This window comes from Halobacillus sp. Marseille-Q1614 (assembly GCF_902809865.1).
Lineage (GTDB): Bacteria > Bacillota > Bacilli > Bacillales > Halobacillaceae > Halobacillus_A.
Genome location: NZ_CADDWH010000001.1, coordinates 2,524,202 through 2,549,109 on the forward strand (window position 1 = coordinate 2,524,202; position 24,908 = coordinate 2,549,109).

Below are 24,908 nucleotides of genomic sequence, written 5' to 3' on the forward strand. Positions count from 1 at the left end.
GAAAAAAGCTCTCTATAGCTAGAGAGCTTTTTTCTATATACTAGACGGCGTCCATAAAGACTGCCATTTAGATCCTATCCATAAGATAATTTCTCCTGCGAGAAAGAAGAACACCACCCAGACCCAAATTGTGAGAAATCCTGCATGAAAATCGTACATGCTGTTTAAATAATAGGGATCTTGATGTCTCATCATCGTAAAAGCATAAAACATACCAAAGGTAAAATTCCGTGACCATTGACTAACATTATAAGTGAAAATTCCTTTTCTCCAGCCAAATCTGCGGACCCGTTTGACAGCTCTCGTTATCTCCAGCACCTCTACCCCTACTAACACCCCAAAGACAACAAGCCAAAATATGAGCATAAATAAAGGCGGCATTATTTCAGACGATACCAGTGCCAGACCAGTAATGGAAAGAGCGCCATGAATAATACAATTACTATTCGTCCAGTCTTCAGTAATGGACCATTTATGCTCTGTATAACGTTTAATGATTAAACGCACACCGAGAATATAAAAAACTAAACCTAATGACATGGCTAATATGATTACAGTATCTGGGAGAAAAGAGAACATATCCACCCATAATATAACGAGAGATTGGGTGGCCACTGTTGATAATAAGACGACCCCATGGGGCGAATGATCGGTCGGCCGCTCGAGCAGCTGTTTAAAGTTATATACGCAGCTTGCGATGAAAAATATATAAAGACAAGTGTTTAGAACTGTAATTCCTTGCATGGCGGTTATTAACTCAGGAAAATATTTAGTGATCACTTCGCATAAAACTGCTAGGCCAGCAATCCATGTCCCCATTACAAAGGAATTTACAGGATTGTTTAGTAAAGTAACCAAAAATTCTTTTTGAAGGATTTGCCGTGTGAGAGATTTATATACGATACCTCCAATTATGGCAAAAATAATTGTGAGAATTTGTAACATGATTCGATCCAAAAAAGGAAAGGCTTCAATGGCGGCGTACAGAAAAATTCCTAAAGCCATTATAATGGAAGCGGAAGCGGGGTTAATTTTTTTCACCTTTTCGTTATACTCCATAGCTGCCCTCTTTTCTATACAACTTACACTTTTATGATAAGGTTTTTTATACATTAAAAACGAACCCGCTTCTAAGGGTTCGTACTTACCGTACATGAAGAGCTAATTTTAAATATTCTATAAACAATTCAGACTGTTTCTTTAACTGTATTTCTTCCTTCGGTAAGATCGCGTGGTCCAGGGCCAGTCCGTCGATAAAAGAGATAATCGACTTAGCAACTAAATCACTATCATATTTGCTGCTGAATTCTCCTTTTTTTTGACCGGCTTTTATGACATCGGCATAAAGCATAAATCCATGACGATAACGTGACTGTCCATACTTTCTTCTCCGTTGATCATTTCTGCCGGTGATAAAGAATTCGAGATTGCTAGGAGCAAGTGGATCCATTTCATCATCTGGCTGGCCATCTTTACCGAAGATCCTCTGAAGAAGCAAATTCCAGTAAGAATCAACTTCCCCTGCCAATATCTTTTGATTTTTAGAAATTATCTGTGTCATGTTTTCTTCTAAAATAGCTTCATATAAATCTTCTTTATTGGAGAAGTACTGGTAAAGACCTCCCCTGCTTACCTCTGCTGCTTCCATAACATGCTTCATCGTTGTTCGTTCATATCCATGCTCAATGAAAACTCGCTTCGCAGCAGTTAAGATTTTATTTCGCCGCTGCCTCAGATGTTCCTCGCTGACTTTCGGAGACATTTTCTTCCCTCCGCTCTATTCTTTGTTTGGTTACCCATCCGCTAAATGCGATCAAAAGCAGAAGCAACCCTGTAATGATAAACGTTGGAATGACTCCCATTACTGTAGAGAGCCAGCCCCCGAGTAAAGGTCCTATTATCGTTGCCGTTGTCATCACACTGTTTATGACTCCAAACACTCGGCCAGTCATATGAACAGGTGTATCCACTTGTACAGCAGCCTGGAAAGGTACAAATACTAATGCCGCTGTAAAACCAGCTGATAATGCCGTTAAAGGAACCCATACAATTGAATTTCCCATATCAAAGTATGTCAATAAAGCCATCATACCAAAACTGAGTCCGATTCCACAAACACCGAGAAGCATGAGGGAAAAAGGGGTGTAATCCGTTTTTTTAGTAAGCACAAGGCCCGATAAAAACATCCCAACCCCAGCAGCTGTAACTGCATAGCCAAATAAATCCGGGGAAGGTGAAGTAAGCTGCCTTAAAAGTACGATTATTTGAGAATCAGATAGCTGTAACACCAGCATACTCATCCCTAAAAAGAACATTCCCACCAGCATAAACCGGTTTGATTTAATAAAGGAGAATCCAATTAATATATCTTTTTTGAAAGAACCCTTAACCTCTTCTGTTTCTCGTTCAATTTCCCTTGAGCAGGAGGATTTTGGCAAGAAAAACAAAAGAGCAGCTGAAAGAATAAAAGTAGCTGAATCAATGATAAAAACGATTTGTGCTCCAAATGCAGCTACAAGAACCCCGCTTAACAGCGGACCCATAACCTTTGTAGTAGAATCGATCATCGAGGTTATGGACATCGCACTTTTCATTTCACCATCCCCAACTACTTCTTTCAACTTTCCATTTTTCGCAGGAACAAACAGTGCTGAAAATAAGCCGATCACAAACAAACATAAGTATATCATCCACAGCGTTTCAGCGAACGAGAGCATGAGAATCAACCCTGCGCGAACTAAGTCACTCCCGATCATCAACCCCTTACGGTTAAATCGATCGGCCATCATCCCTGCTACAGGTCCTAACAATGCCATCGGCACTGCCAAACATAAGAAAACGAGTGAAACTTGCATCGGACTAGCTTCCCACTTTAAACCGACAAGAGTAATTACAGCTACAATACTCAACCAGTCACCAATACTCGAAATCGCTTGAGCCGACATCAGGGTTACATAGCTTTGGTTTCTCAATAACCTGCTAATTTTTAGTTCCCACTCTCAATAACGACATTTATGTCGTTTTAATACTTTTATTATATTGACACTTATGTCGTTTTGCAACTGTTTTTTAAAATTTTTTTCCTTTTGTAAAATATGGCTAAATGGCTAAAGAACTAATCTAATCGTTATTCTCTATATGTTCATGTTTTTACTAGAAGCTCCTAAATGATAATCAAACTAAAAGAAGCCTTTTTAAGGCTCCTCAAACATTTATCTTCTCTTTTTTATATACATTACAACTAGAACCACAATGAGAACAGCCAATATCGTATAAATGAATTTCGAATATACATCCATGTAGCCGACAATTTCTTCCCACGACTCGCCGACCGAGGCCCCTAAATAGACGAGAACTACATTCCATATCAGAGTTCCCAGTGTTGTAAAAACAAAGAAAACTGCCACATTCATCTTAGACATACCTGCAGGGATCGAAATCAGGCTCCTGATTAACGGGACAAACCTGCAGAAGAAAACGGTCCACGGCCCATAACGGTCAAACCACTTGTCCGCTTTGCGCACATCCTGTTTCGTCAGTCTCAGAATATGCCCCCACTTCTCAATTATCCTTTCAAGCCTTTCTACACTTAGCAGCAGGCCGATCCCATAAAGTACTACTGCCCCAAGAACCGATCCGGCTGTAGAGGCCATCACTACTCCAAAGATACTCAAATTAGATGTAGTAGTGACAAAACCTCCAAAGGTTAAAATAACTTCTGAAGGCACCGGTGGAAAAATATTTTCAAGCGCGATCAGAACTAGAATTCCCATATATCCATAATTATTAATAATTCCCATTAACCAATCTTCCATAGTATCCTCCTTAGGCATCAGGACAAGTTATACTCATAATACAACGAAAACCAGTTTTTTTGATAGAATTTTCCAAATGAACGAAAATCTTTACAAACCCACTCCATTTTAAAAACATGTTTATGTACTCTATTACCTGGATATATAACATACTAGTTAACAAAATAAGTAAAATTAAGGAGATGATGTAAGATGGCAGATCGTTACAAGACAGGAGAAAAAGCACCAGAAAGCGGCACTTACGAATTTGACGGTTTAACAGACGGCAGAAAAAACAGCAACCCTACAGAAGATGAAAAACACGTTAAGCTTGAAAGCGGAGAAACTTTCCCGCCGCTTCGTTCCAGCAAAGAAGCAGCCTACTGGAAAAAAGTTAAATAATTGATCGTACAATCCCCTGCTCTATAGTTTACGCTGCAAGAGTGATAAAATCGAAGCGGAATTCCATTTTTTGAAAAAAGTTATTGACCTTCTACAGGAAACCGAATAATATATAACTACAGATATTGAGTAAAAAATGTGCTCACTATAGAGCGAATAACACTCCAAAGGGGAGTAGCTTACAGTTATGTCGACAATACGTGACGATTGGTCACCGGCTTAACTGGCAACATTAAGTTGTTTGCGAGACCTTTGCCATCATGGTAAAGGGATAAATGTACACATCCAAAGACCTTTACCAAATTGGTAAAGGTCTTTTTTGTTTGAATTTTAAAGGAGGAGAACGATGTCAGCCTTATAATCAGCTGTTCGCGGCGAAACTGAAAAAATAGCGGCTTTTTTGTGAAAAATCGCGGGCAAATTCAGAATTTCGCGGCTAAATCATTACCCGCAAAATAACAATAAAGGAGAAAACGAATTGGACATTAGTTTATTAATGGAGTATGGCTGGGTACTGCTCATTCTGATTGGGTTGGAAGGAATCTTGGCGGCTGACAATGCTCTCGTTATTGCCACGATGGTAAAGCACCTTCCCGAGGAAAAAAGAAAGAAAGCCTTATTTTATGGTTTAGCCGGCGCGTTTATCTTCCGCTTCGGCTCACTGTTTGTCATTTCTTACCTTGTACACATTTGGCAGGTGCAGGCCATTGGAGCCATTTACCTGATCGGTATCGCTGCTTATCACCTTTTGAAAAAACACGTTCTCAAGCCTAAGGTAAAGGAAGCTAAGTCCGTTAAAAAAGGCTCCAGCTTCTGGGGCACAGTTATTAAAGTTGAACTTGCCGACATTGCATTTGCAGTAGATTCGATCCTTGCTGCAGTTGCTCTGGCCGTTACACTTCCCGTTACGAGCATGCCAGAAATCGGCGGAATGGATGGCGGCCACTTCGCCGTCATTCTCGCTGGAGGTATTATTGGACTCGTCATTATGCGGTTTGCGGCCAGTTACTTCGTCGGCCTGATTGACCGACGTCCTGGTCTTGAAACAGCCGCTTACTTAATCGTTGCCTGGGTAGGCGTTAAGCTTGCTGTTTATACGCTCGCCCATCCGGAACTGGCCGTTTTAGCAGAAGGCTTCGCCAAGAGTGTTCCGTGGAAAATCACATTTTGGTCTGTTCTTCTTATGATTGGTGTCTCCGGCTGGTTCTTATCGAAAGAAGATAAAAAGGTCGACACGAAGAAGACTGCTGCCCAGAATTGAAAATAGGCTCCGCCTCGATGGGTGGAGCCCTTCTTTTATGGAACCAGTTTCATTCCAATGTTTTCTCTAAATTGGAAGCTTTACTACAAAGTGATGCATTTTCCCATCGCTTTCCAAGTAAATGGTGCCCGCATGACGTTCAATAATTTCTTTACTAATCGCCAGCCCAAGTCCTGTTCCTCCAGTTTGACGGTTTCGGGAAGGGTCCAGACGATAGAGCCGTTCAAAAATTTTTTCATGAGCGTCTTCCGGAATCTCCTGCCCCGGGCCTTTGACAGAAAGTACGTAATCTTTTTCCTCCCTTATCCCTTTTAGTTTTACAGGACCTTCACCTTCATAGTAACTGAGTGCGTTACTTAATAGATTGATCAGCACCTGCTGGATAGCTCGGCGGTCTACATACAGCTCAGCAGGAACAGCATCCACTGTTAAATCTACGCCTTTTCGCTCAAACTCCAGCTGAAACAGCTGATTCACATGCTGGATGACTTCAACTACCTGTACTTTCTCCGGTGTTATCGGAGAACCTCCTGCACTTCCATCCCACTCTTTTATCCAGTCTATTTTACTGAGCAAATCTGTAATCCGGTCAGTTTCATCAGCCAGAGATTGATAGATATCAGGACTTCCATCAATAACTCCTTTATTTAACGCTTCTAGATAGCCCCGCAAATTAGATAGAGGTGTGCGTAATTCGTGGGACATATCGCTGAGCATCCTATTTCTCACTTCTTCATTTTTTTGCAGTTGTTGATTTAAGTGGTTGAAATGATGAACGAGCTGGCCGATCTCATCGCGTTTACGGGAGACATCGATCTGATCAGGATAGCGGCCATTTTGAATATCCTGAACAGACTGTTTTAACTTTTCAATAGGGCGAAGCATCGATCTGGTTACTTTCCAGTACATGAATCCTCCGATGAAAATCGCCACACCACTAGTTACCCAGAAGTATCGAAGCAACTCATTAGAGAATCCGGTTTGTCGGGCACTTTCTACCCCATTGATATCCCCAACTAAAAAGCAGGCAGTTTGGTATATCGTTAATCCAGTAAATAAAATAAAACATATCAGAATAATAATATTAATGAGTGTCAGCCGTACACGCAGGTTTGAAGCAAGAGACTTATTCATCTTATTGAGCAGCAAATTTATACCCCATTCCTCTTACAGTCACAATCCGCTTTGGATAACTCGAATCGGATTCAATTTTTCTCCTCAGCTTTTTGACATGGGCGTCAATCGTGCGTGGGAAAATTTCAGCTTCATCATGGGGGTGAATATAGTCCATCAGCTGTTCCCGGCTGAAAACCTGGCCAGGGTTTTCCATCAGCAGATAAAGCAAATTAAACTCATAGGAGGTGAGCTTTACTTGCTTCCCATTCAGCCAGACTTCACCTTTTCTAGGTTTAATCACAAGCCCGTCATGCACTATTTTCTGACAGAGGCGTCCTGTTCGACGCAGAACTGCCTCCACATGAGCCATAAGTTCTTCAGGACTGAACGGTTTTGTCATATAATCATCTGCTCCAAGGCGCAAACCTGAGATCTTTTCATCGGTACGCGCTTTAGCCGACAGCATAATAACAGCTGGATCCTCCGGGGTTGCTTCGCTTTTAACCCATTTGAAAAAATCCTCTCCACTTACATTTGGAAGCATTAAGTCCAAAATAATTAAACAGGGAGAATGCTTTAAATAGAGGTCTTTTGCTTCTACCCCATCATACGCCTGCAATGTGTCATAATGGTCACCTTCTAAGTACAGCTTTATTAAATTCGAAATCTTAGCGTCGTCTTCTACGATTAAGACTTTCGGGTTCATCGTTACGCCTCATTTCTTAGAGTTCTTCATAACGCTGCATCATAATATCATAATTCATGGCACCAAGCATAACAGACTGCACCTTTCCTTCGGGGTCAATGAACACAGATGTTGGAACAGGACCAACCTGATACAATCCCATAACATCTAAATCTTTATCCATTAGTATTGGAAAGGTTAAGCCAAAATCTTGGACAAATGGATCAACGTCCATTCGGGAGCTTTCTGTTTCTGTTAAGTTGACAGCTAAAATTTCTATGTCAGTGTCTTCATAAAACTTCTGCATGTCCGGCATTTCAGCACGGCAAGGAGGACACCATGTCGCCCAGAAATTAACGAGAACCTTTTCCCCTCTGTAGTCAGACAGCTTTACAGTTTCCCCTTCTAAAGTTTCTAAAGTAAACTCCGGTGCTGTCTCCCCTTCCTGAATGCCTGAAGACGGATTCGATTCACCGTCCCCTTCGGCTGTCATTTTCACTTCTTCGGATTCATCCGTGGCTTCTGGCACTGCCTGCTTTTGACCGCCGGCATAATCATAAATGGCCCACCCAAATAATGCCGTCATAACAGCGACAACAATCCATTTTTTCATAATTTCCACTCCTAATTAAAAAATATCATGCCTAAATTAGAAAACCAGGTATCTTGCACCAGACGTAATAAAATATTAGATATCCGTGTCAGCTGTCCTGTATATAAAAGCAAGCCCATCATAATCATGAGGCTTCCCCCGACCTTCATAATGACTCCGCTGTATCTAACAATTACCCGGCTTTGACCAATGAAAAGGGTGAAAAGTAAGAATGGTACGGCAAACCCAATGACATAAGCAATGGTATAAAGAATGCCTTTTCCCGGTTCATTGGCAGCCAGCACTAGGATCGAAGCAAAGATAGGACCAATACAAGGTGTCCACCCTGCTGCAAATCCCATGCCGACAAACACTGTGCCCGCATAGCCTAACGTTCTCCGTGGTTTGACCGAAAGACGTTTATCTCTCATCAACCAGCTGAAGTTGAGCCAGCCGGCAATAAACAATCCCATAGCTATAATAAAAACGCCGGCTATCCTCTGTAAAAGAAGGCCTGTGCTGCCCGTAAATAATCCTCGAAGGAAGTCCCCTAATAACGAAGCACCTAGTCCAAGACTAATAAAAATTAGTCCAAGCCCCAGCAAAAAGAATAATGAATGGGTAATAAGCTTTCTTTTTACCTTTAAACTTTTATCCTCTTGAATTTCCTTGACGCTCATACCTGTAATATAAGATAAATAAGCAGGAAAGATAGGCAGGGTACAAGGAGATAAAAAAGAAATAATACCGGCTCCAACAGCCAGCCAAACCGTAACGTCTGTTCCCATTTACAATGACCTCCTTCTCATTAGCAGCAAAACCAAAAATAAAGCACACAATACAATATAGAACATAGCGTGGACACGAATGCCCATTACGTCAGGCACTGTTAAGGGAAAGCTTAAAACAGCAGCTGCTGACACACCTAAAAACAAAAGTAATAAATAATGCGAGTTAATGATCAGCGATGCTGTAAAGAGTAAGAACCATAAGCTAAGCTCAATCCAAGCGTTTTCGTCCTGAAAGATAATCACTAGAAAATAGAAAAAGAACTGGGTACCAGCAGCCAGCTGCATAATTGCACTATGGAAAGCGGCTGGATCCTCTTCCATGCGTGCTGTCTTTATGTAATAAAGTACCGCTGCAATTAAAGCTAAATAAAACTCTATTGATCCGCTCGGATAAGTCACCACAGCCATTGGATATTCGAAAAGCATTGAGAACTTTGTGAGGAATTTCATTAAAAACATGTAAACAAATACTGTCGTAATAAGAGAAAGAAAAGATTCAATCCATTTCTTCTTTAGGACAGCCGAACTCTGATGGATAAAATAAAATACGATAATCGCCATAATGAATGCCGCCAATCTCGCCGCTAAATATGGAGGGATGTTCATTCATTCCACCTCCTTATATGCCCAATTTATAGTATAAATTTCTTTTGTGAAAATTAGATGAATGGATTCAATAAAAAAACGCTCCCTATAAGGAACGCTGGTTTTTTGAATGAAGTCTTTATTTCAACTTGTGCTTTTACTCATCAGTTCATATATTTTACGTGTTGTATTTACGTTTCTAACCGTCACCTTCTTATAGATTTTCGAGCCCACCAGCTTTTTCATGCCGCTTCTATTGACGTCTTTCTTGGCTAATGACCAAAGAATCGCTCCCGAAACATATTTCACTGTATCAATTTCAGGCTTTATGACCAGATGGTTTAATACTGTTTCATCGTTAATTTCATCCCATAAAAACATCACATCACTTTTCATTTCCTTATCGTTAGTCCAGGAATCAGGCAAAGCTTCCATAAGCTTTTCAAATTCTGTCAGACTGCGTACTACTACTTTAATGGACAAATTGAAATCTTTTTGTATGGCTTGTTCTATAATGGCCGGTAATTCTTTTTGCGTATACTGATGATCCTTAAAAATAATGTTGCCTGAATTGATATAGGTGACGACAGCTTCCATGCCGATTCTTTCAAAAGTCTTTTTAAGCAGCTTCATGTCCACCTTATTTTTTCCGCCGACGTTGATTCCTCGAAGAAGAGCAGCATAAATCAATGATAAGGCTCCTTTCTGCCATATATTCATAAGTCATTTATTCGACAGCCTCTCCTCTGAACCCTTCTACAAAAAAAGAAGCGGGTACTCCCGCTTCTGACGGCCTGCTATTCTTCTTTCTTATTTCCCCCTCGAATTAACTTGAACTTAGACAGCTTGTCCCCTGGCGGCGTTTCAAAAGCTAGGATGGTAGCCCCGGTCCCTATCTTAAGTGACCCATCCGCTCCGACAAGAAATAGAGTTCCGGGTTCTTGTACTTTAACTGACTGAACATTATGCTTCACAAAAACCTTCTGCAAATCCTGGATCAGCTCTATCTTACTGTAAGTGAAAGCCACACCCTTCATCTCCTTGCTTTTTGTTCTATTAGTAGAAGGATATGTGAAAATAGAATAAAAAATACGTATCCATTAGTAATTTCTAAAAATTATATAGCTGTTTTCTTATCGGTAAGCTAATATAAGATTATTAAAATAAAGGGGATAGAATATGGTGTAAATAGAGGCTTACACCATGTAAGGTGCTTAACCATTTCATTAAAGGGAGCGAATCGATGAAAACTTCAAATCTATTTACTGGGAAGCTATTAAAATTAGCTGTTCCACGCAGAGAGGATGCAGCGATAAGAGCATCTTGGGAGGAAGATTCCGAATATCTGCGGAACCTTGATACAGACATCGCGTATCCGCGGTCAACCGATCAGCTTGGGGAAGAAAGAAAGACGTCTTCTAATTCTAAGTATTTTAGACTGAGGACCGTTTCTGATGATACTTTAATTGGCTTTGTAGTCATTCATTCTATTGAATGGAATAACCGGACAGGGTCACTAGCTATAGGGATTGGAAATCCTCTGTTTCAAAATAAAGGATATGGCAGTGAAGCATTGCAGCTCATACTCCGTTATGCTTTTCATGAATTGAACTTAAATCGTGTTGGACTTGATGTGATCGGCTATAATAGACGCGCGATCTGCGCCTATCAAAAAGCTGGTTTTATAGAAGAAGGCTGTATCCGTTCAGCTGTTTACCGGGATGGGAAATTTTCCGATCGTATTTATATGGGAATTTTAAGGTCTGAGTGGGAAGAACAGCAGAGGCAAACTTAAAGGAGGAGCTTCCCTCCTTTAGTCTGTTAATAGTGAAGAAGCAGGGAATGGCGAAAACGATTCTATTAATACCTTCTACAAAACACATCGGGATACTCTAGTACTAACCCACCCGAATCTACCGTAATGGTCGTTGTATAATCACGGCACTTGTACCTGAATTTTCGTCCTTCTGGTAATTCATCTAGAAAAGTGTATTCCTGCTTAAGCTTTTTCATTTCCAATGTCATTCCCTCGATATATAGCATATAGAATTTTCTTTTTTGCCCGGTCTGACGCGAGTTTCTAGGCGCTTGAGCTGGATCTCGCTCTTTTAAACATATATATCCACAGCTAGGAATTTTATAATTTACTAGACAATAAAAAAGACACTCACCTAGGAAAGGTAAGTGTCTCTAGAATAATTGGATTACTTTTTCCCAGCCGCTTTATTTATTCCTATGGCCGTTCCTTCTCTCGATGAATCTGCAGCTCCAATATAACCTCCATCATCAAGAATTCTAATAGCCTGGACGTTCCCGATTTCTCCAGGGTTATTCTGCCACTGATGGCCCCACTGTTCCATCGTTTCTCTTACGTCTGCAGGGATCCCTTCTTCCCACCGTATTTGAGGATAGGAAGAACTGTAAATCCTCGGCTCTTCAATCGCTTCTTTTAAGTCCATCTCGTAATCGATCACGTTCACGATCGTTTGAAATACGGATGTTATAATTGTCGGACCTCCTGGTGAACCGACTGTCATAAATGGTTCTCCGTTTTCAAAGACCATCGTCGGGCTCATGCTGCTCATCGGCCGCTTATTCGGTTCTACCTGGTTTGGACCGCCTGGTACGGCGTCAAAGTCTGTCAATTCGTTATTTAACATAAAGCCATGCCCTGGCACCATAATTCCTGTACCAAATACTTGTTCAATCGTTGTGGTATAGGTAACGATATTTCCCCATTTATCGGCAACTGTAAAGTGTGTGGTCTCACCAATTTCCTTATCATCCGGCTGCACTGCTGCTCCTTCTGGTTCACCGTCCTGGTAAGCCCATGGGTTACCTGGCTGAACATTTGGGTTGGCTTGGCCAAACTCAATTAATGACCTTCTTTGCGCTAGGTAATCTTCATTTAACATTCCATCAATAGGCACATCAACAAACTGTGTATCTCCGATGTAAGTATTTCTATCTGCATAAGCGAGGTGCATAGCCTCTGCCATCAGGTGATATTTCTCAGGTGACTTGACGTCATAAGCATCCATATCAAACCCTTCAAGCATTTTAAGCATCTGCAGGATAGTGATCCCGCCAGAGCTTGGTGGTGGCATTGAAGCAATTTCGTAACCTCTGTATGTCCCTGTGACTGGTTCATCAATAGAAATTTCATAATTGGACAGATCCTGACTCGTCATACTGCCGCCGAAATCCTGAACTGTCTCAGCCAGCGCCTCTCCTATTTCACCGCCATAAAAAGCATCTAAACCATCTTTACGGATTAATTTATAAGTATGCGCCAGGTCTCTTTGAACTAGCAGTTCACCTTCTTTTAAAGGTTCACCTTCTGGCATAAATACATTACCGGCAGTGCTTCTCGCTAATTTATCCTGATTATCTGCAATAGCATCCGCAAGGACACCATTGACTTCAACCCCTTTGTGAGCCAGTTTGATAGACGGGTTGATCAGCTGGTTAAATGAACGAGAGCCCCACTCTTCATATGCTGTCATTAAACCTTTAAGCGTACCGGGTACCCCCACGGCATCCCCGCTGATATGACGCTTTGAAAAAGGAATAACATCCCCGTTTTCATCGAGAAACATATCAGGCGTGGCGCCAGCTGGCGCGCGTTCACGGCTGTCAATGATGGAAATGTCGTCTTCATTGGCATCATAAACCATCATAAAGCCACCGCCGCCGATTCCTGACATCATCGGTTCGGCCACATTTAATGCAAATTGGATTGCTATGGCGGCATCCACCGCGTTACCACCCTTTCGAAGCACTTCTGCCCCTATCTCAGAAGCAGCTGGATGCGCTGTAGCTACCATGCCTTCTGATCCGTAAGCTTCTTTCCCTTCTGTAAAATGCGGTGACTCTGCTAAAGTTGCAGCAGGAAAAGCCATCGTGAACAAGAGGACAATCATGATAAATGACGATAAAAAGCTAAGTTTTGTTTTCAATCTTTCTCCTCCTTTCCGTATTACTTTACATTTTACGGAAAATTCTGACATTATAATATAGACGATATCTACCAATTTTTCGACAGGACAGAGGAGAAATTAATCAAAGAAGCACCTGTTATTTGTACTAGACTTGAATAAAATAGAACCTCAAGAACACTGGGAATCCAAGCGTTTTAGTCTTTACAAATTTCTTTAGAGTTCAGCCACTCTAGGAATATATGGTACGTATAATATGTAGTTCCATTCAAAACAACGAATGGGGTACCAGTTTTTTACTGAGCAAATCGTTCATCTCCTCTTGGGTTAAGCCAAATAATAACTCCTGACAGTCCAATAGTACTAAAAGTTATTTTATCCTTCAAAACGAACGTATGTTCTGTTATAATTCAAATAGAAAGGGAAGGAAAAAAAGTTAGGGCCTCCCCCACTAGCTGCTAACCTGTTTCCTTCCCCTTTTTCATTCAGCTCGTCCAAATACTTAACCTGAAAAATAGATAAATAGGAAATCCCAATACCATTTGTGTGATAAGTTTCTGCATCACTCTCTACTACTTTTTTCTAGCTGTTCTCCTCAGCCGTTGTTTTCCTGATCAACTCAATCCATCGATCACAAGTATAAATCTTTCTCCATCCTTCAATGCAGAACAAAACTTTTAGTAATTCAGCAATGTTTGTTCCAAGATTATCCCCCTGCTATAAGTTAAGCTATTTTAGAATCCTGACATGCGGACAGCGCTCCTTAATCGTTTGCATAAATTCGTCTCTGTCTTTAGGCGAAGTAAGAATGGTACTGTACTGGCCGTAGACAAGCTCTATTCTTTTAAGGGACAAGGCGGGACTTGAAATAGGGTTCATCGTTTTCTTTAGTGTTTTTATAGAATATAACGGTATTCTTCTTTTAAATGGCCCATATTTAACGATCAGCTCTTCCTCTTCAATAATGTAAGCGACCGTAAGCCAAAGCCAAAGAATAAAGACAGGAATTACTAGAGAAAGAAATAAAACAGACAAAAATTCACCCATTCCCATCCTTTCTGTCACAAGGGAATAGAGCCCGTTTCCCATCACATAAAGCAATGCTCCCCACAAAATAACAGCTAACCACCAGTCTTTTTTTGACTTGTACACCAAAAGAATCCCTCCAATCGATCAACTTTCCCTGTTCCTACTTCGGACCAATTTCTTCATTTATTATACGGGTTTAAAAGAAGTGGAGTTTCAAAATATTGTGCCCGCCCGCTAAATCAATATTTATAGACTGACTAAACTTCTTCAATTTTTTCTCTGGCCTTAGGTATCCTCATCAAACGGAATTTCCCTTCCCACGTATACTATTTTAAGTGAAGAAATAAGGAGGGAAACAGTATGTGTTTTATGGATAATTACCATGAAAGCTCTGGGTCTAAGTCTGATTGTAAAATCGATCATAAAAAAATGGATCAAAAAAAAGATGAAAAGCCTAAGGAAAAACACTATAAAAATTGTGTAGAAGATGTATTAGAAGCCATCCTTTATGCACAAAGGGAAGTTGAAAAAAAGGATCACTGTAAAACATCCTGCCAGCAATCAATCGATGATTTATTAGGAAACAAAAAGGGAAGGAAGAACACTATCCCTTTTATATTATATTGCGGTTGTGAACCTTTTAAAGGTACGGGAGTTACCACTTATACCTGCCATTCTAAAAAGTCAAAATTCAAATGTATTAACAGTTTTATTTTTAAAATTAAAGATTTGGATAAAAAATGTGCAGTACTTGAATTGCTTTTCTTTAAATCTGAAATTAAAGATCATGAAAAAGAGTGTCACAGTAAAAAAGAATTCTCCGCCTGCAGTCAAATTGATCATAAGTGTGTAGATGATTTGGTCGGCACAGACATTTGTATAAAAGTTGATTTATCCTGCTTTTGCGCCATTACCTGCTTACCAGCTGTCCATTTGTAGTCGAGAAAAAGAAGGTAAACCTGACATTAGGCTACCTTCTCTCTACATATCCCTACCCACTAAACGCTTCGAGAACATCTGCTATTTCTTTAATATTAATTTCTTGTGGTGAAAGTGACCCAGCTTCGTTATTTCTAAAGGGTGCAGCTTGTGCCGGCACGGCTGCTCCACTGATTAGAAGCTTTTTTATTTCCAGCAGTTCAGTTAACAAATCGCCTGTGTTCTGATTATGGACCGGTCGTTTATGGAAGTATTCATGAAGAGATGAGATGATTAAGTGAAGAAAAGTATTATTCTCAGAATGATACTCGATCTGCTCTATAACTTTTGACGTCACTTGACGAGTATCTCCTGTTTTGACGTCAATAAATGTGTCAGGGATAGTTAGAACCGTTTGATTAAAATAATCTCTGTATGTTCTGGACAATTTATTCACCCTCTAGCTTTTTGTGAACGCATAATCGCTTTCGTACTCCTGCTCCTTTGTCAGTAAATGCATTTTAGATAGGATCATCAGGCCTTTTACATTGAGCTTTGTCATATCCTCTGGAAACATTAATTCAATCGGACGGCCTCTCTCGTTCCACTTAACGGCGGCTTCTTTAATTTGTTTTTCTGCAATTTCTGCCGCTCCTCCAACCGCGATATATTTCACCGCCCCTTTTATTTCGTTCGAACTGCTCCTGATCCGGTCAAAATGCTCTAAATATTTTATTGCCATCAGCCGCAGCTGCGGGGTGATGTACTTACTGATGTCTTTTTTCACTCCTGCAAAAGGCTCTACATACCATTCCGACTGGCCTGCTGCCAGCTTCTCTTCAAGTTCCGAGCGGGAATTAAAGCTGTATAACTCATTTTTGTTTACTTTTTGAATGATATTATCTAAAAATTGATTGATTCCAAATGGCTCTCCTTCGACCGAAGCTACCGGCTTATTGTTTTTTATCCCGACAAAGTCAACGGAATCTCCGCCAAGGTCACCGATGATGATCCCTTTCCTGGAATCTTTTACGAGGGAATCATCCTTAACCATTAACGTATCCTCATCGCGTGTTAAGGCTAAGTAAGCGAGAGCTCCTTCGGCACCTACAATAACATTATCAATGTGCAATTTGACAGCGACTTCTTTAGGTTCTCTTACACCAGGAACCTTATGGAAAATGACCGTATGCCCCCCCAACAGACGCTGTTTAAAAATCTCTTTCTTTTCCTTATATTGAGTGGTCGGAAGGGAAACCGCTAACTGGTCGATCGTATAAGAGACATCACCGTCTGAAGAATTAGAAAGTAAAGCATGATAGGCTGCTGAGGCAAACAGCAGAATATAAGTACGTTCTTCATCTATTTTCTGATTGTTAAATGAAGTTAAGCTGACATTTTTTTGTTTCATGGCTGATTTCCCAATATAAAAAATCTCACGCCGATCTATAACGGCGGGATTTTTCACTTCTACGATCAGACTCTCCTCAAATTCCACATCTTCCTCGTCGTACGGTTTTTCGTAGAATTCTTCATCAAACAGAGCAATTGCATTCGGGATCTGATAATCGACGGTATTCTCCTGATCTGAAGCAAGGATTTTGTACCAGCTGTTCCCAATATCAACTGAAAAAATATGTTTATTATTCATTTTCTACCTCCTAATGTTTTAATCCTATGCGTAAGAGGCTGTCAATTGTGCAAGTACCCATATTTAATTTTTTAAAAAGATAGAAACGCCCCATCTTTTTCTTTAAATAACTTAGTTTAAGTTCCACGTTTATGCTGATTCATTAGACCATGCTTAATAGAACAGCATGCATAGAATACAGTGAGGTTAATATAAAGGAGGAAAAAATACTAATGAAAAAAGATAAAAATTGTGTAAACCTTAATGAGTCAGCCTCTGTTGAACAATGCACAAGCGTGCCTGCAGCTACACCAGTAGCACCAGCAGGGGAGCGACTAATCAAAGTTCCTGTTGACTTAGGAGCTTTTACTGTAACATCTCATTTAGTGGCAAATATTTCGTTTCCTGATCCAGTATTAGAAATTAAAGACATTAAGAAAAGAGTTATTATTACTCAATGCCGTCTTATGACGCGTACCTCAACAGGTGATGATGATCAATTTGCAGCTGGACCTTTCCCATTATTCCTTAAGGGATATGTCCGCAAAAACATTCAATATGCATCCCCTTGTCCACACTCAACAGAAGGCTGCATTTCATCAACGATCAAATCGTTAACGCTTAAAGTGCCTTTTGAGTGTATGACAACAGTGACATTGGACTCACCTGCTCAACTTCCTGTTTCAAATACAAGAAGTGAATTTGATTTCTTTAGAGCACAAGATCTTGGCCCTGGATATCCTGAAAAAGATCAATTCTTATCCAGCGATATCTCTCAATTCCATCAAACAAGCACTCAAGCTTACAACGAACTTCCATTCTGTGAGCTCATTTCAAGCGAGATTATTGAATGGGATGAAGCAACTGATCGTCAATCCTTTGGAGAAGGTCCTGTAGATGAAGGATACTTCCACCACATGGTTGAAAAAATGACGATTAATTTCACAGTAAAAGTGCTGCAAAACCAACAAGTTCGTGTTGACGCTCAGTAATTTTTAAAAGCATAATCGCCACTATTTATGGATAGTGGCCGATTGTGTTTTTTCTTTTATATACTCTATTCAAAATGCACCATATGGTTCATTAATCCAAATTTTTAGGACAACCTTTGATTCATCTCTTTCTTCCTTTAGTAATTAGTTTTTATTTTCCGCTGCAGCTTAGCCTTGCAGCTGCATTGTCTCGATATCAAGATAAGCGCCCAGACATAGTCATTTATCCCGCATACGATAAAATATATTTTGTATGGGAGGAAGCCAAATGACAGATGAACATAAGGACTTTCGAGGGTATGAATGTATCAAGAGTTCCCGTATCAGTCAATGTGAAAATAAATCATTTAAACCACAGGTGAGTATTGGAAAGATTACGACAAAGGTTCCAGTGGTATTAGCTGAACTTCAATTACAATTAAACATTAATGAGACGATTACCTTCCCTGAGCCCGTTTTAGAAATCAAAGATATTAAAAAAAGAGTAAATTTAACTCAATGCCGCCTATTGCTTCCAACCAAAAAATTATTTATAAAAGGATTTGTCCGCAAAAACATCCAATATGCCAGCCCGTCTCATGAAATTGCACCAAGCACAGAGAAATCCGTCGCCTCTGATATTCATTCTTTCACTGTGGATATCCCCTTTGATTGTGTAACGGAAATTAAAGATTTCTTATCCATGCCTGTCATGCCTAAAATAAACAAGCGGGAAGAATTTGATTTTGCAGTATCTAAATCCTTACCATCAGGGTTTCCGGAAAAAGATGAATTGCTAACGAGTGACCTTTCTCAGTTTCACCAGGAAAGCAGCCAATTTTATAACGAGCTTCCTTTTTGTGAACTGCTTTCCAGCAAAATCATCGAATGGGATGAAGCGTTGGATCGAGTCCCTCTTCCTGGAACTTCCCCATTTAACGAAGGATACTTTACAAAAGTAGAAGAAAAAATGGTAGTAGATATTTGTCTCAAAGTGCTGCAGAACCAACAAATACGCGTAGCTTCTTCTTGTAATGACGACTGTGATTATAAACATGATTTTGAGTCTTGTGATTAATACGTTAAACAAAAAGTAAACTTAAGACATATGGATAAAAAAACTGAGGAGGGGGAGGAAGGATGCGAGAGAAAAAAGCACCTTTCAAGGGGATATGAAGAAAAAGAAAGATAACTTATTCACTCGACGGAATTGGCAGCACCCATCTCGTCAGAAGAGCTTACATCAAAAACATTCAGACAATTCTCCAGACGATTTTCACCCTGACTATTCTCAAATAGAAATCATCGAGAACCTTGAGTCCTCTGACGAAAACAAAATTTACACACCCTTTAAATCAAGAGGAAAAGCCCCTCGCCCAGTTATACTATCTCCGCCTAAGCTGGAAAACCAAATCGTAAAAGGTACTCAACAAGAGGAAGCTGACGATAGGATTCATGAAAGAACCGCTTCAAGCCCTAACCATAAAGAAAACGGAACGAAAAGGTTAAGAACTACATCTTCTTTTCGAAAGGAATTTTCTTCGATGCTTGAGGATTCATACTCTCCAACTGAAAGTGAGTATTATATAGAAAGCTCGTCTTCTCTTCCTCTTGAAGAAAAGGAAGAAGAAGTAGATGTAAGTGAAGATCATATAGAGAGCCAATCAAAAGAGCAGCTGACACTAAGGAATTCCCTTAAAGAAGAATTTATTTCGTTATTAATCGGATCTCCCCTGTCTGAGGAGGATTTACTGGACACAGAGGAGCAATCAATTGCTAACGAGGAAGATCCCTCCAGCGACAATTATAAATACTCGATATTAAAGGATATTGTTTCTTCTATGGAAGTGGAACCTGCTGAGGAACAGAATAGGTTTAAAAACTACTATTTTTCACAGAAAGACTTGATAGATGTTGAAGATGAAGAATCACTATCTTTTATAGATTCAGTGGATGGTATAGAATCGTTCACTGAAGAGGAATCTTCCTCTATAAATGAACCTTCGAGTGAAAGGGAGAGTAACGAATCGTTTTCTCTTATAAGTGAATCCTCTTCATTAGCAGATGATTCCTACGAATCTCTTATAGAAAAAGCAGTATGTGAGGAAGAAGAAATTTCTTCTTCAGTAGAACATGATATAGAACCTTCCCTAATTATTGAGGACTTAATGGAATCTTCTGATGATCCAACTATTGATGATGAATCCTCCGTCGATTATGAGGAGGAAGATGATGAATCCCCGCTATCCAATGTATTCGAAAAGGAACTTGAAGATAAAGAATGTAATGAAAATGATCAACGGGAACACCTGCCGTATGCGGTTACTAAAAAGAAAGAAAATAACTTCTTAGTAAAGGTTCCGGTATTATTATCTAAGGTCCTCATTGATATTGATATTATGGAATCACTCGATATGATAGATGATCTATCAGAAGTAATAAAAATTGACTGGTCCCTCTATTCTTTGAAAGTGAATGTACTTTCTACAACATCTAACGCGTTTTTCAGCGGCGTGTTCCTGGCAGATGTAGAGTATGTAAGTGATCCACAAAAGCGTACCATCCATACTGTAAAAATACCTATTCAATGGGATAAAGCTGTTAAAGTTAACTGGCTCTTGCCCCCGGAACTTGCCAACAGCTATCAAAAAGACTATAACTTCGCTTCTCCTTATGCCCAAGAAGGAAGTACGCATTATGAATACTATCAGGAATTTACAAACCCTATCGAAAAACAAGTTCAGAGCATCCATTTCATTTGGCATAATTCTACTTATTCAAAGGCTGCCAATGAACGGGTTTCGATTCAGGGAAATGCGCAAATATGTATAGATCTTTTACAGAAACAATATATTACTTATTAATCTTCTCCCTATGTAAATAAGAGGTGTCTCCGTGATGGAGACACCTCTATTTAATTAAGTTACTGTCCGATAATTTTTCTGAATTTGCTATAAACATTTTGAGAATTTTGGGTATTTGCATAGTATGAGTCTCCACAAAGATCATCATCGTTAGGTGGTGGTGTTGGTGGATCAAAATTAGGTTGTTGTTTCTGAGTCAGCTTAATAACTAGGTTGATATCCATTTTTTCAGTAACTTTGTTAAAACGGCCCCAGTTGTCAAAGTTCTTCACAATATCCCACTGATTTACTGCAGAAGCAAGAAGCTTGCACTTGATCGGTTCATTATTAATTTCGAATGTTAAAGAACCAAATTCGCAGCGATCGGCTCCCATACCGTCTTTTGCTAATTCTCTGCGTTGAAGTACATTGTCTTTTACACTATATTCAAAATCAAACGGAAAATCTACTGGATTCGCAAGTTCTACTTGATCATAAGCTTTAAATGGAATATCAATGCTATAATCTTTCACAACTCCGTAAGCGTTTTCCACGTATTGAATATTTTTGTGGACAATCCCTTCTACAAATAGTTTTACATAGTTTGGATTATCTACGACAGGGATTGCTTTGCATTGTGTTAAGGACACATTCTTCTCAATGTTTTTAATAGCCCTGGCATATGTCGGCAGATAAAAGTCTGCTTCTGTAAGAGATTGGATCAGCACATCTCCAAGGACGACCGTGATTTCCTGATCGTCAGCATTAGCAAACTGCTCTGACGCAGTAAACAAACTTCTTGATTTTGCCTTATCATTAGGTGGCAGTGCAGGGCATTTTTTGTGACCATATCCACAGCCTGTGTTTTTCTTCATATTGTTCACTCCTTAAAAAATTTTTGTCAAAAGCTATAATCGGACTTCTAGTTTCTTTTGACTCATTAGTAATATATGTAGAGGATATTAAATTGGAATGGACGTGTGTCGCTAGGTTTATAAACCTATTATTTACAGGTTTTTCCGGAGCTTACAAAAGGTCTCCGATAAGCTGTATTCCTATCGGGTTATAGCACACCCTAATTTAAAATATTGATAGAGCAGCCTAGTAAAAACAAAGGCTTAAAGCGCCCTGGTAGACACGAAACGCATAAGCAAAACGGCCGGAGGAAGGCGGCCTTTCCTTTCAGCAGGGCGGATGGTTTATGACGCGAGTGTCTACCAGGGCGCTGAAGCTGGATGTCGCTCCACAGCTTGGAATTTTATGATTTCCTAGACAACAAAAAAAGCAGTCCAATGAAAACTGGACTGCTTTTTCTCTATTATTAAAATTTTAAAATCCGAAAAACCTTCCTAGTAACATTTTTTCTAAAAAGTTATGAGAACCATTTGTGCCACATATGATCATTTCTTCCTCTTACAAAACAGTCAATCCGATTCCTGCCCCATGATACGGCTCCAGGCGAACTTCGGACTCCTCCACGCGGTGCCCCTAAGTCTTCCCAGCCTCTCCACCTTGATCCATCCCACCACTTATGCCACATTTGATTGTTACTGCCTCGGACAAAGCAATCTAAGCGATTGCGATCCCACGAAGCCACAGCCGGCGCTCCATCAAAACCACCGCTTGGTGACCCAAGATCCTCCCAGTTACTCCAGCGAGAGCCATCCCACCATTTATGCCACATGCGGTCATTTCTGCCTTTTACAAAGCAATCGATACGGTTCGGCCCCCACGATACAGCTCCAGGTGAACTTCGGACTCCTCCGCGCGGAGCACCAAGATTTTCCCATTGACTCCATCGGGAACCATCCCACCATTTATGCCATAAATTATTGTCATCGCCTTGTACAAAACAATCTAAGCGATTCGACTGCCACGAAGCTGCAGCTGGAGCTCCTTCAAAACCGCCAGGCGGTGCTCCAAGGTCCTCCCAATTGCTCCATCGGGAACCATTCCACCATTTGTGCCACATTTGATCATTTCTACCACGAACAAAACAGTCAATCCGGTTCGCCCCCCACGATACAGCCCCCGGGGCACTGCGGACCCCTCCTCTAGGCGCACCGAGGTCTTCCCAGTCATGCCATCTCGATCCATCCCACCACTTATGCCACATTCGGTTATTATTGCCATGAACAAAACAGTCCAGCCTGTTGGATTGCCACGAAGCTACAGACGGTGCCCCTCTAAAGCCTCCAGGCGGTGCTCCAAGATCTTCCCACTGTTTCCAGCTGGCCCGCGATTGATCACTCTCTAAATTTTGTTCTGTCGGAAAGTAATGCGGTTGTGGCGGATAGTAATATGGCTGACGATAAGGGTCGGGGCTGCCCGTGGCAGCAGGATACCCATAAAATCCATAGTTTTCGTAAAAAGGCAGCCCATTCCTGTTGTGATTAGCAAAATAGGGATTATCCGGATGACCATAATAATACATCATAGCTGTACACCTCCTTTAGATATCGATAACAATTTATGCTTTAAGATTGTAAAAAATGTAAAATGTCTTTAAAGCAATATTGATTAGGAGGAAGAGTTATTATTCCTCTACTTTTAATCTAGTAAGTTCTTTCTGCAAAGACTCTATTTCTTTTTCTAACTGATGAATAATTTGCAAGCCTTCCGCTGCTTTTTGGTTATAAGTATTTATTTCCGTTTCTAACCTTGTCGCTAACTCGTGTTTCATTAGATTATCCTTCTCTATAAAAAGTTCTCTCTCTTCCTTCAACCTTACTATTTCTTCTTTTAACTGTTCGATTTCATTCTGTAATTCTTGTTCTTTGTTTGATGAATGGATGATTTTCTCTTCTAACTCTTTTCTTTCTTCTGAGTACTGCATAATCGTATTTTCTAAACTCTCATTTTTATCTTTTAAAGTTTCTACAGCAGCTTGCAGCTTTTCATTTTGAAAAGTAATTTCCTCGTATTGACTTTTAGCCGCGTCTAACTCATTTTGAAGGGATGTTCTGCTGTCTTCCAGAACTCTAATCTGTTCTATATTTTTCTCCAGCTCTGCTTGCGACTGTTCCCATTCTCTATGAAATTGAGTTTCTTCTATTATATTGTTCGCTTGGCCTTTATTTTCTAACTGTTCTTGATGAATAGTCCTTTTTCCGGAAGGAAAATTCGTTCTTTTCTTCACCTTAAGACCTCCCCTTTAAAAGCTTCTATTTCGGAGGAAACTTTACACTGATCTTATTATTCGAGCTGAACTTTACCTTATCTCCATTAAAGTATACATATCCATAAATGTTTACATCCTGTCCTGCTTCCGGCTGTTTAATAACAAATTGAAGATTATCCAGTGATAAGTGCTGCCTGCCGGGAATCATCATCCGCTGGATTGGCCCTATCCAGTACTCTCCCTTTTCTGAAGCGATTTCCAGCCAGTCTTTATTTAGAAATTTCCACCCTTTGGCACCTTCCTCTGATTGAACACCGAGACCATCTACCAGGTCAGGGGGAAGAATCTGTCCTTTTACTTCCAGGCAGCCTGCTGGTTCTACCTTCAAACAAATAACGGGATTATACAAAGGAGTGCTGCTCGTGTTTTTTATTGCCAGCTTTCCATGAGTCATAAGACGATCTTTCTTTTCGCTGAAGAAGATCGTGTAATCAAAAAATACTTCCGCTGTTGGCAGCTGCTTTTCGACTGTACTTTTTTGGATGGAAACTGGATGGTTATTGGATTGACTTTTAGGAGAAGGGGGCGTAGTTGAAGTTTTATTTTTAGACGGTGAAAATGATGATGCTTTTGTAAATAAATCAAGTGTTCCTAAAGGTAAGCAAGACAGCATCGATTGATTCCCTTTATTAAAATACCTCATTATGGCAGAAACAACATGTAAGGAAAGGTTCTCAATCCTTGATTGAGCTGATTTTTCCGGGATTACACAGTTGATTTCTAGAACTGGGAATCCCCAATCTTTTGTTGTTTTAATAAATTCATATTCGAACTCACTGTTTTTTAACTCCTTATATAAACCTAACTTTAAGCTCTGCAGATTCTGATGTAAGTTATGAGTGATTTTAACTCTTGGCTTGATGTTTTCCGGTGAGCTTTGACGAAGCGAGAACTTTACCGTTAAATCAACATCTTTCTCAACGTTCTCCTCCAAAACAGTTATCCCGCAATTAGAAAGAAATTCCTTCATTTGTTTTAAAAAATCTTCTTCACCACTTAAGGCCAGGTTTATAGAAGATAAAGCTGGTTTTAACTTGAGTTCTTTCTTTTCGTTTTTCCAATACGTGATGAACCCTTGCTGCTCACAAAACAACCGAAATGCGGCTAAAGAAGCAAAAGGGATCTCCCCTATTTTCTTTTCCTGATGAAAAACAGAAATGTTCACCCGATGA

27 protein-coding genes are annotated in these 24,908 nt (G+C 40.1%); 7 read left to right on the forward strand and 20 right to left on the reverse strand.

Annotated features, from left to right (window positions below; genetic code table 11):
* Nucleotides 1–33 precede the first annotated feature (33 nt).
* From HUS26_RS12655 to HUS26_RS12670, 4 genes are all read right to left on the reverse strand, one after another.
* Complete coding sequence (locus tag HUS26_RS12655) at nucleotides 34–1,059, reverse strand: hypothetical protein (RefSeq protein WP_173917495.1); 1,026 nt, start codon at nucleotides 1,057–1,059, stop codon at nucleotides 34–36.
* Nucleotides 1,060–1,144: 85 nt separating this feature from the next.
* The gene (locus tag HUS26_RS12660) at nucleotides 1,145–1,762 is read right to left on the reverse strand and encodes a TetR/AcrR family transcriptional regulator (protein ID WP_173917496.1); all 618 of its coding nucleotides are present in this window, start codon (nucleotides 1,760–1,762) and stop codon (nucleotides 1,145–1,147) included.
* Complete coding sequence (locus HUS26_RS12665; RefSeq protein WP_254434196.1) at nucleotides 1,716–2,972, reverse strand: MFS transporter; 1,257 nt, start codon at nucleotides 2,970–2,972, stop codon at nucleotides 1,716–1,718. Before HUS26_RS12665 ends, HUS26_RS12660 begins: the two co-directional genes overlap by 47 nt.
* Before the next feature lie 240 nt (nucleotides 2,973–3,212).
* A complete protein-coding gene (locus HUS26_RS12670) occupies nucleotides 3,213–3,815 on the reverse strand; it encodes a DedA family protein (RefSeq protein WP_173917497.1) in 603 nt (200 codons plus the stop codon).
* A gap of 192 nt (nucleotides 3,816–4,007) precedes the next feature.
* Here HUS26_RS12670 and HUS26_RS12675 point away from each other — a divergent pair, with 192 nt between their 5' ends.
* Both HUS26_RS12675 and HUS26_RS12680 read left to right on the forward strand, forming a co-directional pair.
* Entirely contained in the window at nucleotides 4,008–4,196 is a 189-nt protein-coding gene (locus tag HUS26_RS12675) for a YjzC family protein (protein WP_173917498.1), read from the forward strand.
* 478 nt (nucleotides 4,197–4,674) lie between these two features.
* Nucleotides 4,675–5,457, forward strand: coding sequence for a TerC family protein (locus HUS26_RS12680; protein WP_173917499.1), 783 nt, complete (start codon nucleotides 4,675–4,677; stop codon nucleotides 5,455–5,457).
* 66 nt (nucleotides 5,458–5,523) lie between these two features.
* Here HUS26_RS12680 and HUS26_RS12685 read toward each other — a convergent pair whose 3' ends face one another.
* From HUS26_RS12685 to HUS26_RS12715, 7 genes are all read right to left on the reverse strand, one after another.
* A complete protein-coding gene (locus HUS26_RS12685; protein ID WP_173917500.1) occupies nucleotides 5,524–6,606 on the reverse strand; it encodes a cell wall metabolism sensor histidine kinase WalK in 1,083 nt (360 codons plus the stop codon).
* Nucleotides 6,593–7,279 (reverse strand): response regulator transcription factor, encoded by a 687-nt coding sequence (locus tag HUS26_RS12690; RefSeq protein WP_173917501.1) that lies wholly within the window; start codon nucleotides 7,277–7,279, stop codon nucleotides 6,593–6,595. Before HUS26_RS12690 ends, HUS26_RS12685 begins: the two co-directional genes overlap by 14 nt.
* Nucleotides 7,280–7,295: 16 nt before the next feature.
* Nucleotides 7,296–7,871, reverse strand: coding sequence for a redoxin domain-containing protein (locus HUS26_RS12695; RefSeq protein WP_173917502.1), 576 nt, complete (start codon nucleotides 7,869–7,871; stop codon nucleotides 7,296–7,298).
* A gap of 11 nt (nucleotides 7,872–7,882) precedes the next feature.
* Nucleotides 7,883–8,638 carry a cytochrome c biogenesis CcdA family protein gene (locus HUS26_RS12700; protein WP_173917503.1) on the reverse strand — a complete coding sequence of 252 codons (756 nt, stop codon included), beginning with the start codon at nucleotides 8,636–8,638 and terminating at the stop codon, nucleotides 7,883–7,885.
* On the reverse strand, nucleotides 8,639–9,247 hold the full coding sequence (locus tag HUS26_RS12705; RefSeq protein ID WP_173917504.1) for a hypothetical protein: 609 nt from the start codon (nucleotides 9,245–9,247) through the stop codon (nucleotides 8,639–8,641).
* Between the two features lie 123 nt (nucleotides 9,248–9,370).
* Complete coding sequence (locus HUS26_RS12710; RefSeq protein ID WP_173917505.1) at nucleotides 9,371–9,916, reverse strand: DUF1697 domain-containing protein; 546 nt, start codon at nucleotides 9,914–9,916, stop codon at nucleotides 9,371–9,373.
* A 107-nt stretch (nucleotides 9,917–10,023) separates the two neighbouring features.
* Nucleotides 10,024–10,254 (reverse strand): hypothetical protein, encoded by a 231-nt coding sequence (locus HUS26_RS12715; protein WP_173917506.1) that lies wholly within the window; start codon nucleotides 10,252–10,254, stop codon nucleotides 10,024–10,026.
* A gap of 215 nt (nucleotides 10,255–10,469) precedes the next feature.
* Here HUS26_RS12715 and HUS26_RS12720 point away from each other — a divergent pair, with 215 nt between their 5' ends.
* A complete protein-coding gene (locus HUS26_RS12720) occupies nucleotides 10,470–11,021 on the forward strand; it encodes a GNAT family N-acetyltransferase (protein WP_173917507.1) in 552 nt (183 codons plus the stop codon).
* A gap of 65 nt (nucleotides 11,022–11,086) precedes the next feature.
* Here the strand turns inward: HUS26_RS12720 and HUS26_RS20265 are convergent, their stop codons facing one another.
* The 3 genes from HUS26_RS20265 to HUS26_RS12735 all read right to left on the reverse strand — a co-directional run bounded on the left by HUS26_RS20265 (nucleotide 11,087) and on the right by HUS26_RS12735 (nucleotide 14,316).
* Nucleotides 11,087–11,362 (reverse strand): putative glycolipid-binding domain-containing protein, encoded by a 276-nt coding sequence (locus HUS26_RS20265; RefSeq protein WP_371809632.1) that lies wholly within the window; start codon nucleotides 11,360–11,362, stop codon nucleotides 11,087–11,089.
* A gap of 68 nt (nucleotides 11,363–11,430) precedes the next feature.
* The gene (gene ggt, locus HUS26_RS12730; RefSeq protein WP_371809588.1) at nucleotides 11,431–13,185 is read right to left on the reverse strand and encodes a gamma-glutamyltransferase; all 1,755 of its coding nucleotides are present in this window, start codon (nucleotides 13,183–13,185) and stop codon (nucleotides 11,431–11,433) included.
* A 708-nt stretch (nucleotides 13,186–13,893) separates the two neighbouring features.
* Nucleotides 13,894–14,316: a PH domain-containing protein gene (locus tag HUS26_RS12735; protein WP_173917509.1), complete on the reverse strand. Its 423-nt coding sequence runs from the start codon at nucleotides 14,314–14,316 to the stop codon at nucleotides 13,894–13,896.
* Between the two features lie 237 nt (nucleotides 14,317–14,553).
* Between HUS26_RS12735 and HUS26_RS12740 the strand changes: the two genes are divergently transcribed.
* Nucleotides 14,554–15,132, forward strand: a complete 579-nt coding sequence (locus HUS26_RS12740) for a CotY/CotZ family spore coat protein (RefSeq protein ID WP_173917510.1) — start codon at nucleotides 14,554–14,556, stop codon at nucleotides 15,130–15,132.
* A 52-nt stretch (nucleotides 15,133–15,184) separates the two neighbouring features.
* Here the strand turns inward: HUS26_RS12740 and HUS26_RS12745 are convergent, their stop codons facing one another.
* Together HUS26_RS12745 and HUS26_RS12750 are read right to left on the reverse strand one after the other, a co-directional pair.
* Nucleotides 15,185–15,559: a hypothetical protein gene (locus tag HUS26_RS12745; protein ID WP_173917511.1), complete on the reverse strand. Its 375-nt coding sequence runs from the start codon at nucleotides 15,557–15,559 to the stop codon at nucleotides 15,185–15,187.
* 12 nt (nucleotides 15,560–15,571) lie between these two features.
* The gene (locus HUS26_RS12750) at nucleotides 15,572–16,762 is read right to left on the reverse strand and encodes a ParM/StbA family protein (RefSeq protein ID WP_173917512.1); all 1,191 of its coding nucleotides are present in this window, start codon (nucleotides 16,760–16,762) and stop codon (nucleotides 15,572–15,574) included.
* Between the two features lie 212 nt (nucleotides 16,763–16,974).
* Between HUS26_RS12750 and HUS26_RS12755 the strand changes: the two genes are divergently transcribed.
* The 3 genes from HUS26_RS12755 to HUS26_RS12765 all read left to right on the forward strand — a co-directional run bounded on the left by HUS26_RS12755 (nucleotide 16,975) and on the right by HUS26_RS12765 (nucleotide 20,576).
* Nucleotides 16,975–17,733 (forward strand): CsxC family protein, encoded by a 759-nt coding sequence (locus tag HUS26_RS12755; RefSeq protein WP_173917513.1) that lies wholly within the window; start codon nucleotides 16,975–16,977, stop codon nucleotides 17,731–17,733.
* A gap of 268 nt (nucleotides 17,734–18,001) precedes the next feature.
* On the forward strand, nucleotides 18,002–18,790 hold the full coding sequence (locus HUS26_RS12760; RefSeq protein WP_173917514.1) for a CsxC family protein: 789 nt from the start codon (nucleotides 18,002–18,004) through the stop codon (nucleotides 18,788–18,790).
* 94 nt (nucleotides 18,791–18,884) lie between these two features.
* On the forward strand, nucleotides 18,885–20,576 hold the full coding sequence (locus tag HUS26_RS12765; RefSeq protein ID WP_173917515.1) for a hypothetical protein: 1,692 nt from the start codon (nucleotides 18,885–18,887) through the stop codon (nucleotides 20,574–20,576).
* 59 nt (nucleotides 20,577–20,635) lie between these two features.
* Here HUS26_RS12765 and HUS26_RS12770 read toward each other — a convergent pair whose 3' ends face one another.
* The 4 genes from HUS26_RS12770 to HUS26_RS12785 form a co-directional block, all read right to left on the reverse strand.
* On the reverse strand, nucleotides 20,636–21,430 hold the full coding sequence (locus HUS26_RS12770) for a CsxC family protein (protein WP_173917516.1): 795 nt from the start codon (nucleotides 21,428–21,430) through the stop codon (nucleotides 20,636–20,638).
* Between the two features lie 497 nt (nucleotides 21,431–21,927).
* A complete protein-coding gene (locus HUS26_RS12775; protein ID WP_173917517.1) occupies nucleotides 21,928–22,992 on the reverse strand; it encodes a carbohydrate-binding protein in 1,065 nt (354 codons plus the stop codon).
* Between the two features lie 99 nt (nucleotides 22,993–23,091).
* The gene (locus HUS26_RS12780) at nucleotides 23,092–23,694 is read right to left on the reverse strand and encodes a hypothetical protein (protein WP_173917518.1); all 603 of its coding nucleotides are present in this window, start codon (nucleotides 23,692–23,694) and stop codon (nucleotides 23,092–23,094) included.
* 25 nt (nucleotides 23,695–23,719) lie between these two features.
* Nucleotides 23,720–24,901 (reverse strand): hypothetical protein, encoded by a 1,182-nt coding sequence (locus tag HUS26_RS12785; RefSeq protein WP_173917519.1) that lies wholly within the window; start codon nucleotides 24,899–24,901, stop codon nucleotides 23,720–23,722.
* Nucleotides 24,902–24,908: the final 7 nt, after the last annotated feature.

What these genes read in the sequence shown, in the direction of transcription:
- HUS26_RS12770 (WP_173917516.1), bottom strand. Translation starts at nt 21,430, where the DNA reads ATGAAGAAAAACACAGGCTGTGGATATGGTCACAAAAAATGCCCTGCA.
- HUS26_RS12670 (WP_173917497.1), bottom strand. Translation starts at nt 3,815, where the DNA reads ATGGAAGATTGGTTAATGGGAATTATTAATAATTATGGATATATGGGA.
- HUS26_RS12695 (WP_173917502.1), bottom strand. Translation starts at nt 7,871, where the DNA reads ATGAAAAAATGGATTGTTGTCGCTGTTATGACGGCATTATTTGGGTGG.
- HUS26_RS12690 (WP_173917501.1), bottom strand. Translation starts at nt 7,279, where the DNA reads ATGAACCCGAAAGTCTTAATCGTAGAAGACGACGCTAAGATTTCGAAT.
- HUS26_RS12750 (WP_173917512.1), bottom strand. Translation starts at nt 16,762, where the DNA reads ATGAATAATAAACATATTTTTTCAGTTGATATTGGGAACAGCTGGTAC.
- HUS26_RS12755 (WP_173917513.1), top strand. Translation starts at nt 16,975, where the DNA reads ATGAAAAAAGATAAAAATTGTGTAAACCTTAATGAGTCAGCCTCTGTT.
- HUS26_RS12700 (WP_173917503.1), bottom strand. Translation starts at nt 8,638, where the DNA reads ATGGGAACAGACGTTACGGTTTGGCTGGCTGTTGGAGCCGGTATTATT.
- HUS26_RS12720 (WP_173917507.1), top strand. Translation starts at nt 10,470, where the DNA reads ATGAAAACTTCAAATCTATTTACTGGGAAGCTATTAAAATTAGCTGTT.
- HUS26_RS12655 (WP_173917495.1), bottom strand. Translation starts at nt 1,059, where the DNA reads ATGGAGTATAACGAAAAGGTGAAAAAAATTAACCCCGCTTCCGCTTCC.
- HUS26_RS12675 (WP_173917498.1), top strand. Translation starts at nt 4,008, where the DNA reads ATGGCAGATCGTTACAAGACAGGAGAAAAAGCACCAGAAAGCGGCACT.
- HUS26_RS12760 (WP_173917514.1), top strand. Translation starts at nt 18,002, where the DNA reads ATGACAGATGAACATAAGGACTTTCGAGGGTATGAATGTATCAAGAGT.
- HUS26_RS12765 (WP_173917515.1), top strand. Translation starts at nt 18,885, where the DNA reads ATGAAGAAAAAGAAAGATAACTTATTCACTCGACGGAATTGGCAGCAC.
- HUS26_RS12705 (WP_173917504.1), bottom strand. Translation starts at nt 9,247, where the DNA reads ATGAACATCCCTCCATATTTAGCGGCGAGATTGGCGGCATTCATTATG.
- HUS26_RS12660 (WP_173917496.1), bottom strand. Translation starts at nt 1,762, where the DNA reads ATGTCTCCGAAAGTCAGCGAGGAACATCTGAGGCAGCGGCGAAATAAA.
- HUS26_RS12775 (WP_173917517.1), bottom strand. Translation starts at nt 22,992, where the DNA reads ATGATGTATTATTATGGTCATCCGGATAATCCCTATTTTGCTAATCAC.
- HUS26_RS12740 (WP_173917510.1), top strand. Translation starts at nt 14,554, where the DNA reads ATGTGTTTTATGGATAATTACCATGAAAGCTCTGGGTCTAAGTCTGAT.